Source organism: Sanguibacteroides sp. AM78-02pH3A (assembly GCF_027666085.1).
In the GTDB taxonomy this organism is placed as follows: Bacteria; Bacteroidota; Bacteroidia; order Bacteroidales; family Marinifilaceae; genus Gabonibacter; species Gabonibacter massiliensis.
Genome location: NZ_JAQEHX010000001.1, coordinates 38,500 through 52,950, shown reverse-complemented (window position 1 = coordinate 52,950; position 14,451 = coordinate 38,500). Strand labels below are relative to the sequence as shown.

Here is a 14,451-nt window from a genome sequence, read left to right as displayed (position 1 = left end):
TTATTTTAGTTCTATACTGACATAACTACCCCGTTGTACCCGATTACCCGGTTGTAACGATTGTTTGTTTACGGTTCCCGAACCGATTACCCCCACTTTCAAACCGCTATTCTCCAAAATATATAAAGCATCCCTTAACCCCATACCTTTCACGTTAGGTACCAAAGTTTCGGAAATACTTCTGGGTTTCAGTACAAAACCCTCATCATTCCGGGTCGTCATGACCCATTTCGACTCTTCGGCAGGTTCGTCGTCCACGTGAAATCCGAACTCATCATATATACTCAAAAAATCCGATTTCAATCCGTTTTTACTGATGGGCAGTACAAACTCCTCCGGAACATCTTCCGACTCCTCAAACTCCAAAGAAGCCTTAGCGTATACCTTATCCGCTATTTCGCGAAACACATTTCCGGAAACAACATTCCCGTAATATCCTTTGGATAACGACGGATTTTCCACCACCACGATACAGGAATAGAGAGGATTATCTGCCGGAAAGTATCCGACGAAACTGGCTCGATATTTTCTTACTCCATATCCTTTTGAACGATCGGCGACTCTTGCCGTCCCGGTTTTTCCCGCAATTTTATACGGGGCATGGCTTAAGTTTTTCGCCGTCCCGTTTTCCACGACCCCCTCCATCATGTCCCGTAAAGCAGCCAGCGTTTTATCGCTGCAAATATGTCGATCCATCACCTCCGTACCAAACCGTTTAACAACATCTCCCCGGTTTCGTATCTCCTTGACCAATCGAGGCTTCATTCTTTTCCCATTATTCGCGATGGCATTATAAAACGCCAATACTTGCAAAGGGGTCAATTTCACCTCGTAACCAATACTCATCCACGGCAAAGAGATACCACTCCAATCTTTATCAGTCGGATACTTTATATAAGGTTCTCCCTCTCCTAATAACTCAATCCCTACCTTTTTATTCAATTGCATCGCATACAGGCGATTAATAAATTTTTCTGGTTGATTCTTATAATTTTCATACACCAACCTCGAAATTCCATTTGAGGAACGTTCGAATATCTGCTTCACGGTTATCTTACCTACCGGTTTACCATTCGACTCCCGTAATGTCTTTCCATAATAAGTATAAGTACCGTCACCCAAATCGACTGTATCCTCCGGGTGTACGTAACCGTCTTCCAACATCGCCATCATAACCGCCGCCTTGAACACGGAGCCCGGTTCCGCGGCATCTCCGATCGCGTTATTCAACATCTCCCGATAGCCTTTAGGTGTTTTGGTCAGATTAGCAATCGCCTTAATATCTCCCGTTTTCACTTCCATCAGAACGGCAGTCCCCGCGTCCGCATCGTAAATCTCCATCTGTCTATCCAGCGCATTCTGCACAATATCCTGAAAATCGACATCTATCGTGGTAATTACATCATTTCCATCCACAGGATCTTCAACGGTTACCGACACCCAACGTCCGGACATCATTTGTCGTATACTCCGTCCCAATTCACCCTTCAACTCGTTCTCGTAAGCCTTTTCCAAGCCCACGCGTCCCTCGAACGTTCCATCATTGCTCTCGTTTAAATAACCAATCGTCCGGACGGCTAAATCCCCATGAGGTTGCAATCGAACATTTTCCCGTTCCAGAATCAACCCACTCCTACTCCCCTTTTCCCGAAAAATAGGAAAGGTCTTTAACTCTTTCAACTCGTTATAAGAGACCTTTCGCCGGTTGATCAACAGATACTGGTTCGGCTTAGCTCCGTATTTTCCCTTCCACAACTTGCTTCTATATTCCACGGCAGGCGCATCCTTAAAAAAACGAGATAATTTGAAAGCCAAACTGTCTATCTTCTTTTTAAAAATATCATCCGGAACAGCCTTACAATCGAAACGTAATGAATAATAGGGAATCGAACTGGCCAACACCCTTCCGTCCGCCGCACAAATATCTCCCCGGTTGGGAGCGACAACAAAATCTTTCACGGAAACATCTCGGGACTTACTCCGCCATTTCTCTCCCTCCCAAATCTGGACATGCAAAGCCTTTACCACAATCAATGCGGCTATTCCCATCACGCAGATGTACACAAACCCCAAACGTCCGGCTAACTCATGTTTTATTGACATATCCCTATCGACACCCGTTAATTTTCGTATATCTTTGTCGGCGGCTCCTTACTTTCCACCAAATTCAATCCCTCTTTACGAATCTGTTTTATCACCTCCGATTGCGTACTGATCTTCATCAGTTCCGAAGCCGTTGTTATCGACTCAAACCGCAATTCGCTCAACTCCTTTTCCAACTTCACTTTCTTCATATACAATTTCTCCGTATTATACCCGTTAGCGATATACAATATTCCCAAAGCCGTCAAAAAAAGAATAAACAGAATATTTTTCCGCAACACGGTGTCTGCCAAGATACGTCCATCCAAAAGTTCCTTCATGGACTCTCCCAACACCTCCTTCTTCTCTTCCGAAGGCGAAACAAAATCTTTATATTTCTTTTTCTTAAACCACCTCATATTATAACTTCTCCGCAATCCTTAACTTCGCACTCCGAGCCCTCGGATTACGATCAACTTCTTCCTCCGTCGGCACGATCACTTTCCGATTCACCAACTCAAAACTCTTTTTAACCCGACCATAAAAATCCTTTTCAACTTTTCCCTCAAAATTTCCGGATTTCAAAAAATTCTTTACGATACGATCTTCCAACGAATGATAAGTAATAATTACCAAACGTCCCCCGGGACGCAACGCCATCTCGGCCTGTTGCAACATATCTTCCAAAGCTTCCAATTCTCCATTGACCTCGATACGCAAAGCCTGGAAAACCTGAGCCAAATATTTTTTCTCTTTCAATTTAGGAACGCATGGAGCTATAACCTGCAAAAATTCATCCGAACGAGCGATCTCCCTTTCCTCACGCCCTTTTACGATCAAACTTACCAAGCGCCGAGCGTTCTCCACTTCACCGTAATCCCGGAAGAGGTGTATCAAAGACTCTTCGGTATAAGTATTCAACACATCGGTAGCTTTCAATCGGTTTCTTCTATTCATACGCATATCCAACGCCGCATCAAAACGAAAAGAAAATCCCCGCTCCGCTTCGTCAAATTCATGCGAAGAAACACCCAAATCCGCCAGTATGCCGTCAGCGTGTTCAAAACCGCAATAACGCAAGAAATTGCGTAAATAACGGAAGTTATGATTTACGAAAATAAACCGATCATCTTTCGGCACATTTTCCAATGTATCAGAATCCTGATCAAACCCGATCAAACACCCCTCGGATAGACGTTTCAGGATCTCTCTCGCATGACCTCCCCCTCCAAAAGTCAAATCCAGATAAACGCCGTCAGGATCAATATTCAATCCCGCCACAGACTCTTCCAATAATACAGGTACATGATATTCCATAACTTCTAATTTATGATCCACAATCACTTCCACGCCCGGAAATCACAGCCATGCGGCACGTTTATTTTTCCTGCTTTCCAAAAACCCGGGTCGTCAAATTTACAAAATCCTCCGTATCCATAGCACTTTCTTCATAGTTTATTTTATCCCATATCTCTATTTTTGAATCCTGCCCTACCATCACGATATCCCCCACTACTTCAATACTATCCAACATCTTCCTGGGAATTAAAATTCGACCGTTTCCATCCAACTCGACCTCCAAAACTCCCCGGAAAAATTCCCTTTTAAAACGAGACTCCTCTTGATCAAACGAACTAATCCGATTTCGTAAATCATCAATCAAATTCAACCATTCCCCCTTCGGATAAAGATCAATACATTTTTCGAAAATATTACGACGCAAAACAAAAAAACTCTCCCCCACGGCAGCCGCCCCTTTGCGAAACGCCGACGGTACGACAACCCGTCCCTTGTTGTCCAATTTGCATGTATAATCCCCTATAAATGACAACATATAGTTTTTCTAATTTATGATGTAAAGTTATGAAAATATTTCCCACTTTAAACCACTTTGAACCACTTTTTTCAATATTTTTATTCAAACTGCCAAAATCCACTTGTAATCAACGCATTTTATATAATCGACAAATCGAAAAGTGCATTTTTTAATCGAAAAGTATAAATTTTAAACGTAGAAAGCTTCTCGACTACCGCATAATAAATAATAAAGTTATAATTCCAATTGTTCGGGATGCCGTTATATAAAAAATCCGCAAGTATTTCTTGCGGATTCTATTTTCCACGCTCTAAGCGTCATTATTTTATAAAACAACGGATCGTTGTGTTAACAACGTCAAAATCGAGTATGTCAAATGATTTGATTTTTTCTTTCTCCAATGTATTTCATCCTCCTTTTCTCCGGGTTCAAAACATTACTTCGAACTGTGGCGAACCACGGGTAATTAACCGATATTACATGTTAAAACAATCCTCATAGGCACTCCTTTCCGCTATGGGTTCGTAACTGAAAGAACTGTACGTCGACGACTTTCCGTTTTTTATCAAAACATCGATGAATGCACCGATCACATATCATCAACGGACACTATAAAATTACGATTTTCTCCCCACAAAAACAAGTACCCGAGCCTCACTTTGATCTTCTGCTATGCTTCCGTCTCTCTAACAACCCTTTTCCCTGTTCTCCTCTTACGTATCCGACGCAAATAGGTCGGAAGCATACATACGATCAGATAAGGTTTCGGCCATTTATAGCATTTCAGAAAGAGTAACATGGCAACAGTTATAAACAAAGCTGCCCCCAAAGCCACCTGTAAAGGAAACCACCACAAATCTTCCGGTGGAATAATCATCGGAATCAATGCAACCGCTCCGACGGGGGCAAAAAATTTACCGGACCACTCGAACAGGAAAAACAAACAAAGAAAAAGGATACAAGCCACAATACACTCCGGCCACCCCCAATAAAGGTGTCCGACAAGCTGAAATACAGTTCCCAGAGTGGCAGCAATGACCAGTAATAAAAAAATTTGAACCGGACGATTCCTGAAACCGGCCTTTGAATTGGCAAACTCCACGTAGGTCACAACCAAAGGCGGTAATATACAATATATACGCGAAGTATATACCGGTATAACGGCAATCATCAGCAAAGTACATAACAGCAACCCCCACCTAAACACCTCTTTTTTACGATCTCTCATGGGAGGCACATAAACAATTTTCCGCCGAAGTCCACACTTTTCCATCATAATCTGTCCCAATACAAGGGTTAACGACATCATAAAAACCGCCACGGGATAGATCCAACTTTCCGTTTTCAACAACACGGGTAACATACAAGCAGAAATCAGCGGGATTAAACTGGAACGTGTTACCATTAAACCGATGGCGGCAAACGTGAAGGCAAAAGCAAGGTTAACCAGAAAAGGCAAGACGGAGTAACGCACGAGACATACACCCCAAACAGCACCTAAAGTCATCAATAAAACCATGCCTACCCGACTTACCCGCCATACCCTTTTATCAACAATCCACATACCAATGGCAAGTGCCGCCAGTTCCGGGAAAATGATCTCTTTTTCACCCCAAAACTCAGAGATTCCAACCATCGCCAAAATTAATAGTAAGGCTGCCAAATAACGCTTTCGAGCAGAAACATCGGAGAACATTCCTCTTCTTCTTTTCTCTGAAGATGTCGGTTTATTTTGACGCATGTCTCATTTTTATTAAAAACAAGTCGTAAAAGTAATACTTTCCATCCAAAAATGATCCGAGGTATAAGAATTATAACCCTAATTCTCAATCCGTATTCAAAAATTCATATATTTACAAAAAATTGATCAAGCATCATGGAATATCATTTCAGTACCCGTTTAAACGGAAATATGAGTTTAACTCATGCTTTCCATGCCGATTCTTCCCTTCAAAAAAACAACAGTCTCTATAAATTTATCTGGATCCAAAACGGAACGTTAACACTGGAAATCGACCATATTACCGTCACCCTGCAATCGAACGAGATCATCTCTTTGACTCCATTACATCATATAGAAATAAAGGAGGTCGACGGAGAGTATTTAACTTTACTGTTCAACAGTAATTTTTATTGCATACACGGACACGACAATGAAGTTTCGTGTAACGGCTTTTTGTTCAACGGGACTTCCAACATCATGAAATTACAGTTAACCAAAGAACAATCCTCCGTTTTACGGGATATTACCGAAAAGTTTGCCGGAGAATACGGGATACACGATAATCTTCAGGAGGAGATGTTGCGCATTCTCCTGAAACGCTTCATCATCACCTGCACGCGGATAGCAAAGAATAAATACGAGATAAGTTCGGAAAAAGAGAAAAATTTTAATCTGATTCGGCAATTTTATGTATTGGTGGACCAACATTTTAAAGAAAAGAAACGAGTACAGGATTACGCGGAACTTTTATTCCGCTCACCCAAAACCCTCTCCAATCTTTTTGCAGTATATCATATGCCTACCCCCCTGCGTATTATTCACGAAAGAATAGAAGCCGAAGCAAAACGCCTGTTACTATACACCTCTAAAAGTGCAAAGGAGATCGCCGATATTCTGGGATTTGAAGATCTTTCCGCTTTTAGTCGTTTCTTTAAACACATGACAGGAGAGAGTATATCTACCTACCGACAAAGAGAGATCGGGAAAAATTGACAATATATCCGGCAAAATAGCCATTTATTTCCGTGATAAAACATCCGACTTTTGTATCGTAAGTTTAACTATCAAAATCGGAAATAACATGACAACAAAATTAAACAACCTATTTTACACCTTTCTTCAAATTGCTTCCTCGATTCAACAACTTGGAATCAACCTAACACGTATAGCTATTCTGATTATTTTTGTTTGGATAGGAGGATTAAAATTCTGGAATTACGAAGCGGAAGGGATCGTACCCTTTGTGGCCAATAGTCCTTTCATGAGTTTCTTCTATAACAAACAGGCTCCGGAATATAAAAACTACAAGATGAAAGAAGGAGAGCGAAACGAATTAAAACAAAATTGGCATAAGGAAAATAACACTTATGGATTTTCTCACGGGTTAGGAATCCTGATCATGAGTATCGGCATATTGGTATTTTTAGGCATGTTTTTTCCGAAAATAGGAATTATCGGAGCTCTATTGGCCATTGTCATGACCCTTGGGACCCTCTCTTTCCTCGTCACCACTCCCGAAGTATGGGTTCCCGACTTAGGAAGTGGGGAATATGGATTTCCCTTACTTAGTGGGGCCGGACGTTTAGTAATTAAGGACACGGCCATTCTTGCCGGAGCCGTTGTATTGCTTTCAGAATCTGCACAAAGAGTATTAAAAAATCAACGAAGAAATAATTCATTATGAAACAGTACGATGCCATCATTATCGGTTTCGGCAAAGGAGGTAAAACACTTGCCACAGGATTAGCCAAACGCAACTGGACGGTAGCCATGATCGAGCGTTCAGCACAGATGTACGGGGGAACCTGTATCAATATCGGATGTATTCCGACCAAAACATTAGTACATCAGGCTAAAATCGCTGAATACAAAGATTTCGCTTCTTTTGAAGAAAAACGAGCATTTTATCGTCAGGCCGTCCAAAAGAAAAATGAGGTAACCGCTTTACTTCGGAAAAAAAATTACCATAACCTCGCGGATGAAAAGAATATTACCGTTTATACCGGTACGGGTTCGTTCGTATCCCCCGAAGTGGTTTCCGTGCAAATGCCGGAAGGTAATGTTCAACTGAAAGCAAAATATATCTTCATTAACACGGGAGCCGAAACAATAGTACCTTCTATCGATGGCATTGAAGAGAGTAAACGAGTGTATACAAGTACTTCCATCATGGAACTCGCGGATCTTCCCCGTCATCTGGTTATCGTGGGAGGTGGTTATATCGGGTTGGAATTCGCCTCCATGTACGCCTCTTTCGGTTCCGAAGTAACTGTTCTCGAAGGATTCAACGAATTGATTCCCAAAGAAGACAGGGATATTGCGGCAAATGTAAAAGAGGTCTTGGAAAAGAAAGGCATACGATTCTACATGGGAGTAAAAGTAACCTCGATCCAAGACAAAGGAGAGACAGCTATCGTCAGCTATCAAACCACAGAAAACACCTCCCGGACCGAGATAAAAGCAGATGCAGTTCTCTTAGCCACAGGTCGTAAACCCAATACGGCCGGATTAAATCTGGAAAGTACCGGAATAAAAACCAATGAACGAGGAGCTATTGTAACGGATGAACATTTAAGAACCAATATTCCGCATATATATGCCATGGGAGATGCGACCGGAGGTCTACAGTTCACTTATATCTCATTGGATGACTCGCGGATCGTTAGTGATGATCTATTTGGAGATCAAAAACGAAACACGTCAGACCGGAATCCGGTGAGCTACTCCGTATTCATTGATCCTCCCCTTTCCCGGGTAGGCATAAGTGAAGAGGAAGCCCGAAAGAACAAAATCGAAATAGTGGTAAAAAAATTAGCTGTTGCCAGCATTCCTCGTACCCTGACTGTAGGGGAAACAGAGGGAGTACTAAAAGCTATCATAGACGCCAAAACAAATCAGATTCTCGGATGTACCCTTTTCTGTACAGATTCCCACGAGATGATCAACACGATTGCTTTGGCTATTAAAACCGGACAAGACTACAGGGTGCTCCGGGATTTCATATACACGCATCCCAGCATGACAGAATCTTTTAACGTACTGTTATCCTGATGAATAAAAGCGAGAAAAATTTCTCGCTTTTATTCATTTCTCACCACGCTCGAATTGATTCGATGATTACACTTCGTTTTTCAAATGAAAAGTATTTATAATATAAAAATTATATGCATATTTGTCACGATATCTTAACGAATAGGACAATACGTGAATCAAGATTATAATATAATACTAAATAATGGCTCTCGAATAAACTTTCAAAAGGTATTCGATCAATATTTCAAGTCATTGGTTCTTTTTGCAGAACGCCATCTGAATAATTCGGAAGAGAGTGAATCCGTCACTCAAGATGCCTTTATGGCTTTATGGGAAAATCGATCCATTTTTCCAGATGAAATATCTATCAAGGCTTATTTGTATTCTACCGTAAGAAACAAAGCCCTGAATATTCTAAAGCATCAAAGAATCGTAAACGAATACAATTCGGAATCATTACAAGAAATAGATACCGAGCACTACTATATGAGATCGGTTATTGGAGAAGAGACCCGAAGAATGATCTTTACAGCTATAGACTCTCTACCCGAACAATGTCGTAATATTTGTTTGCTTCATTTAGATGGATTGGACAATTCGGAAATCGCTTATCAATTAAACATCTCCCTGAATACCGTAAAATTCCATAAAAAAAATGCCTACAAACTCCTTCGGGAAAAATTACAAGACTACTTTTACCTTCTCTTCTTTGTTTAAAATAATTCCCTGCATCCCCTGAAACGACACAATTATCATCAGAGACACCACCATCGATCTATAACTTATCTCATTAAAAAAAATTGAATTTTGACTACCCGTTTTTCCTTTTCAGTTGTTTTAATAAAACAATAAAAGAAAAAATGACTCGGGAATACATTAAAATAGCAGAATTGATCTACAAACAAAAGATCGGTATCATTTCCGATCAAGAACAAAAAGAGTTGGACAAATGGGAAAAAGAAAAGACCTTTCATCAAACCATTTCCGACAGATTATTAAAAGAATCCGGGTGGGAACAAAGATATAAACAATACAAACAGATTTCTTCGACAAACATATGGCACAATTTGAAACGACAGATAAAACCCCGAAAACGATTCATCAGATTAAAGCAAATCGGTTATGCAGCTGGCATTATTTTATTATTGGGGGCGGGATTCTACTTTCAACAATTTATATCAACGCGGGAAAACAGAAATAACACGTACTCAATTTCTGAATTTATACCGGGTTCCCGGCAAGCTATTCTTCGGCGGGCGAACGGTGAAAATGTTTTGTTAACGAATGCCGATAGTATCATTGCCTGCGACGGCAGGTTCGGAGATATCAAAAAAATAAAAAACAAACTGATTTACGCGGCAGCTAAAAACGATTCGAAAGAGGTTTGGGATACCCTTGAAACCCCGAACAGTTGTGAATTTCAGGTAACCTTATCCGACGGCACCAACGTGTGGCTAAATGCCCGATCCCGTCTTATCTATCCTGTAGCCTTTGTCGGAGAGACAAGATCGGTTCGGCTGGAGGGCGAGGGGTACTTCGAAGTCCGGCGGGACGAGAAACATCCTTTTATCGCGGAAATAAACGGCATGACGATTAAAGTACTGGGAACCTCGTTCAATCTGAAATCCTTTTCCGAAGAAGCACGCACGACCGTCACCTTAATAAGCGGGAAAGTGGAAGTAAATGTAGGAAACCGGAATCTTGTATTAACTCCTGACATGCAAGCCGATTTAGTCGGAGAAGAGTTGACCGTGAAACAGGTAGATGCAGAAGCCTATCGGGCATGGACCAAAGGCAATTTTGTATTCAGAAGAGAGCGGCTGGAATCCATCATGAACGATCTGGCCCGGTGGTATAACGTGGAGATCAGGTATGAAGAGGGGACAAAAGAGATCCTGTTCTCCGGTATCATGAATCGTTACGAAACCATAAGCGAAACCTTATGGATGATAGAAAAAACGGGAAAAGTAAAATTCGACATTACCGGATCCATTGTCACGGTAAAAAAGCAATAAAAACGGGGAGATGCTCCAACACCTCCCCGATCAAAATTCAATCGTTGTTCGTTTGCTCCAACAACAGGACAACCATGTGTAACTTTTAATACTGCAAATCTATGAAAAAAAAACGAGAACCCGGCCCGCGCTCCAAAGGAGAAGAGTCCGCTAATTTTGTAAAAATGAAACTAACGATCCTACTCTTTCTAATCAGTATACTTCAAAGCTTCGGAGGAGTATATTCCCAGTCCGTGAAATACGATATCTCGTTAGAGAAAGGGACATTGGAAGAAGTTTTTAAAATCATCGAACAAAAAGGAGAATATACCTTTCTCTACTCTATCGAAGACATCGACAAAATAGCCCCGATTAAAATCGATGTAAAACAGGCTGAGTTAAAAGAGATTCTAACCATTTGTTTGGCTAAAACCGATTTGACATACGAAATAAATCACCAGCTCGTCATCATCAAAAGCAGGGAAGAGAAGAAAGAAAAAATAACCATGATCACGGTAAAGGGCATCGTAAAAGACGAAGCCGGAGAACCTTTGCCGGGCGTATCGGTTATTTTGAAAGGAAGCCACACGGGGAGTACGACCAATATAAAAGGAGAATTTCAGCTGAACGTCCCTGAACAGGATACGATCGTATTGACTTTTTCTTTCGTGGGAATGAAAAGCCAGGAGGTTATGTATAAGGGAAAACCGATGAGCGTCGTTCTAAAGGAAGATATACAAAGCGTGGAGGAAGTAGTGATAACCGGATATCAAAAAATCGACCGCAAACTCTTCACGGGAGCCGCTTCGAAAGTAGACATGAAGGATATCTATCTACCCGGAGAACCGGATATCACCAAAGCCCTGGAAGGCCAGGTAGCGGGAGTCTCCATTCAAAACGTATCGAGTACTTTCGGTAGTGCTCCCAAATTACGGATTCGCGGGGCCTCTTCCATTTACGGGAACCAAAAACCCTTATGGGTAATCGATGGCGTAGTACTGGAAGATGCCGTGAATGTATCCATGGATGAGCTGAATTCCGGAAATATAGCGACCATCATCAGCTCCGGCGTGGCAGGATTGAACACGGACGACATCGCTTCCCTGCAAATATTGAAAGACGTATCGGCAACGGCCCTATACGGAGCAAGAGCCATGAACGGAGTCATTGTAATCACCACCAAGAAGGGACGACAAGGAAAGATGTCCGTGAACTATTCGACCAATATCAGCATCAAACCCATACCCTCATACGACGACTACAACATACTGAACTCCGGAGAACAGATGTCCGTGAACCGGGAACTCTATGAAAAAGGTTGGATCAACATAGCCCAGACCCCATCCGCTATCGATCACGGTCCTTACGGAAAAATGTTCGACCTCATCGCCAAAAACGAAATCGCGTGGGTAGATAACAACAACGGAATCAATACTTTCTTACGGAAATACGAGACCGCAAATACGAACTGGTTCAAGGAACTTTTTCGTACGGGAATACAACAGCAACACACGCTCAGCATTGCGGGAGGAGGAACCAAAAATACCTTCTACGCTTCCATCAGTTATCTGCACGACGACGGATGGACGATAGCCGATAAAGTAGATCGCTACACGGCTTTATTAAAAGGAACATTCGATATCACGAAGCAATTGACGGTAACGGCCTCCACCAATATGTCTTTCCGGAAGCAACGCCTGTCAGGCGCCTCGCAAAGTACGGATGACGTGAACGGCGTGGATCGTTACACGGGACGAATCGAACGAAACTTCGACAACAACCCGTTCCTGTATGCCCTGCAAACCAGCCGGGCTATTCGTTGCCGGGATGAAAACGGCAACCTGGAATTCTTCCGGAAAAATTATACGGACTACAATATCGTGGATGAATTGTCCAAAAACAGGATTGAAGCGACGGTCCGGGATATGTCTTTTACGGCAGATATCAATTACAACATCACGAGTAGTTTTTCCCTTTCCGGAAAAGTATCCGCCCGGTATTACCTATCCAAACTGGATCGAAAAGTACACGAAAATTCCAATGAAGCCAAAGCTTACCGGGCTGGAACCGGACCGGACGATTCCGGCCTGATCCAAGAAAACAACGGATTGCTATTCCAGAAACCGGGCGATAATTCGGGGATCAAATACAGTATCCTGCCGGAAGGGGGCATTTACGAAACCTATTGTGACGAGATGCTCAATTATTACCTGAATGCAAATGCCAACTGGAATCCCCGGATAGGATCAAACCATATGTTTACCTTCCTGTTGGGAACAGAAATCCGTTACATCAACCGGGATAAGGATTGGAATTATGGTTTCGGCCATTTTTTCGACGCGGGAAATGTATCCAAGCCTTCGGCCAATTACATGGAGTATTTGGAATCGGTAGGCGGCTCCTATTTCGGAAAAGCCAAAGGTTTCGACCGTTTTGCCGCCTTTTTCCTGAATTACGGCTATTCATTCCAGGGAAAATACACCTTTAACGGAACAATTCGCTATGACGGCTCCAACCGCCTGGGACATGCCCGCTCCGCCCGTTGGTTGCCCACCTGGAACATCAGTGGCAAATGGGCCGTAAAGGAGGAAGATTTTATGAATCGTATCGAATGGTTAAGCCAGCTGAACCTGCGTCTGACCTACGGGCTGAACGCTTCCCTCGGTAACGCGACCAACTCCACCCTATTAGCCCGTACCCGGGTGAACAACCACCCCTTCCATCCCTCCTTTTCCGAATTGGAGATCGACATTGTCAGCTTGGGAAACCGGGATCTCACCTGGGAAAAGCAACATGAATTCAACGCCGGAATAGATGCGGGATTATGGGAAAATCGGTTAAACCTGATCATCGACTATTACAACAGAAAGGCCTTCGACTTGATAGGAGCCTACCCATCGTCGGGAGTGGGCGGCGAACGTCTTAAACTGGGAAATATTGCAGATATGCATTCGCACGGTATAGAATTAACCTTAACCTGCACTCCGGCACAAACACAAAAATTCCGATGGAACTTTAACATCAACTATGCCTATCACCACAGCAAGATTGTAAAACTGATCAGCCAGGACTGGGTGGGAAGAGCGGTAAGCACATACGGCGTTCCGGTACTGGACGGCCCGGTAAGAGGCATTTATTCCTCCCGCTTTGCCGGATTGGACGACCACGGGGTTCCCATGTTTTTCAATAAAAACGATGAACAGGTATACTACCTGAAATTACAAAGCTACGATTGGAGCGATTTCGTCTATAGCGGGAATTTGGAACCCACCTCGAATGCCGGCATGCAACATACTTTTACCTTCGGCAATCTCTCGCTCTCGGCCTTGTTCACCGGACAATTCGGTCACAAAAAACGGGTAATGCAAAATTACAGCTACGGATATTACGATTCGGAAGCTTTACCTTCCAAATTAAAAAACCGCTGGCGGGTAAAGGGAGATGAAAAAATCACTTCTATCCCGGCTATTTTGGATAAGGATTACTATAACCGTTCCAATGAAACGGATATCTCTACGGCCTACAATCTATACGGTATGTCGGATTTATGGTTAGCCGATGCTTCCTTTATCCGGTTAAAGAACTTGTCCCTATCCTATTCCCTGCCTAAAAAATGGATGCAAAAGCTATCGATAGATCATGTAAACCTGGGCTTTTCAGCCACGAACGTGGGCTTATTGTGGTTGGCGGATAAAGAGAAATTAGGCGGTGAAGACCCTGAATTTTCCTGGTCGGGAGGCACCATCATGCCCATCAGCCGCCAATATGTATTCACCTTAAATATAGGATTCTAAGTTTACGAC

At 42.5% G+C, this 14,451-nt stretch carries 11 protein-coding genes; 6 read left to right on the top strand and 5 right to left on the bottom strand.

Going from position 1 to position 14,451, the window contains the following annotated elements; all coding sequences use genetic code 11:
- From PGR74_RS00190 to PGR74_RS00170, 5 genes are all read right to left on the bottom strand, one after another.
- On the bottom strand, positions 1-2,103 hold the full coding sequence (locus PGR74_RS00190) for a penicillin-binding protein (protein ID WP_041503985.1): 2,103 nt from the start codon (positions 2,101-2,103) through the stop codon (positions 1-3).
- Positions 2,104-2,120: 17 nt separating this feature from the next.
- Entirely contained in the window at positions 2,121-2,501 is a 381-nt protein-coding gene (locus tag PGR74_RS00185; RefSeq protein WP_041503986.1) for an FtsL-like putative cell division protein, read from the bottom strand.
- 1 nt (position 2,502) lies between these two features.
- On the bottom strand, positions 2,503-3,399 hold the full coding sequence (gene rsmH, locus PGR74_RS00180; protein WP_041504105.1) for a 16S rRNA (cytosine(1402)-N(4))-methyltransferase RsmH: 897 nt from the start codon (positions 3,397-3,399) through the stop codon (positions 2,503-2,505).
- 61 nt (positions 3,400-3,460) lie between these two features.
- Entirely contained in the window at positions 3,461-3,916 is a 456-nt protein-coding gene (mraZ, locus tag PGR74_RS00175) for a division/cell wall cluster transcriptional repressor MraZ (protein WP_041503987.1), read from the bottom strand.
- 652 nt (positions 3,917-4,568) lie between these two features.
- Positions 4,569-5,639: an HPP family protein gene (locus PGR74_RS00170; protein WP_236684961.1), complete on the bottom strand. Its 1,071-nt coding sequence runs from the start codon at positions 5,637-5,639 to the stop codon at positions 4,569-4,571.
- A 135-nt stretch (positions 5,640-5,774) separates the two neighbouring features.
- On the opposite strand from PGR74_RS00170, the gene PGR74_RS00165 reads away from it, so the two are divergent.
- The 6 genes from PGR74_RS00165 (at position 5,775) to PGR74_RS00140 (ending at position 14,442) form a co-directional block, all read left to right on the top strand.
- Entirely contained in the window at positions 5,775-6,614 is an 840-nt protein-coding gene (locus tag PGR74_RS00165; RefSeq protein ID WP_041504996.1) for a helix-turn-helix domain-containing protein, read from the top strand.
- An 88-nt stretch (positions 6,615-6,702) separates the two neighbouring features.
- The gene (locus PGR74_RS00160) at positions 6,703-7,305 is read left to right on the top strand and encodes a DUF417 family protein (RefSeq protein ID WP_041504997.1); all 603 of its coding nucleotides are present in this window, start codon (positions 6,703-6,705) and stop codon (positions 7,303-7,305) included.
- Positions 7,302-8,672: an FAD-dependent oxidoreductase gene (locus PGR74_RS00155; RefSeq protein ID WP_041503990.1), complete on the top strand. Its 1,371-nt coding sequence runs from the start codon at positions 7,302-7,304 to the stop codon at positions 8,670-8,672. The genes PGR74_RS00160 and PGR74_RS00155 overlap by 4 nt, the downstream gene beginning before the upstream one ends.
- Positions 8,673-8,825: 153 nt before the next feature.
- Positions 8,826-9,371 (top strand): RNA polymerase sigma-70 factor, encoded by a 546-nt coding sequence (locus PGR74_RS00150; RefSeq protein ID WP_082027491.1) that lies wholly within the window; start codon positions 8,826-8,828, stop codon positions 9,369-9,371.
- Positions 9,372-9,514: 143 nt separating this feature from the next.
- Positions 9,515-10,669: a FecR family protein gene (locus PGR74_RS00145; protein ID WP_041504998.1), complete on the top strand. Its 1,155-nt coding sequence runs from the start codon at positions 9,515-9,517 to the stop codon at positions 10,667-10,669.
- A gap of 101 nt (positions 10,670-10,770) precedes the next feature.
- The gene (locus PGR74_RS00140; RefSeq protein WP_052649373.1) at positions 10,771-14,442 is read left to right on the top strand and encodes a SusC/RagA family TonB-linked outer membrane protein; all 3,672 of its coding nucleotides are present in this window, start codon (positions 10,771-10,773) and stop codon (positions 14,440-14,442) included.
- Positions 14,443-14,451 lie beyond the last annotated feature (9 nt).

What these genes read in the sequence shown, in the direction of transcription:
- PGR74_RS00160 (WP_041504997.1), top strand. Translation starts at nt 6,703, where the DNA reads ATGACAACAAAATTAAACAACCTATTTTACACCTTTCTTCAAATTGCT.
- mraZ (WP_041503987.1), bottom strand. Translation starts at nt 3,916, where the DNA reads ATGTTGTCATTTATAGGGGATTATACATGCAAATTGGACAACAAGGGA.
- PGR74_RS00170 (WP_236684961.1), bottom strand. Translation starts at nt 5,639, where the DNA reads ATGCGTCAAAATAAACCGACATCTTCAGAGAAAAGAAGAAGAGGAATG.
- PGR74_RS00190 (WP_041503985.1), bottom strand. Translation starts at nt 2,103, where the DNA reads ATGTCAATAAAACATGAGTTAGCCGGACGTTTGGGGTTTGTGTACATC.
- PGR74_RS00185 (WP_041503986.1), bottom strand. Translation starts at nt 2,501, where the DNA reads ATGAGGTGGTTTAAGAAAAAGAAATATAAAGATTTTGTTTCGCCTTCG.
- PGR74_RS00155 (WP_041503990.1), top strand. Translation starts at nt 7,302, where the DNA reads ATGAAACAGTACGATGCCATCATTATCGGTTTCGGCAAAGGAGGTAAA.
- PGR74_RS00165 (WP_041504996.1), top strand. Translation starts at nt 5,775, where the DNA reads ATGGAATATCATTTCAGTACCCGTTTAAACGGAAATATGAGTTTAACT.
- PGR74_RS00145 (WP_041504998.1), top strand. Translation starts at nt 9,515, where the DNA reads ATGACTCGGGAATACATTAAAATAGCAGAATTGATCTACAAACAAAAG.
- PGR74_RS00140 (WP_052649373.1), top strand. Translation starts at nt 10,771, where the DNA reads ATGAAAAAAAAACGAGAACCCGGCCCGCGCTCCAAAGGAGAAGAGTCC.
- rsmH (WP_041504105.1), bottom strand. Translation starts at nt 3,399, where the DNA reads ATGGAATATCATGTACCTGTATTATTGGAAGAGTCTGTGGCGGGATTG.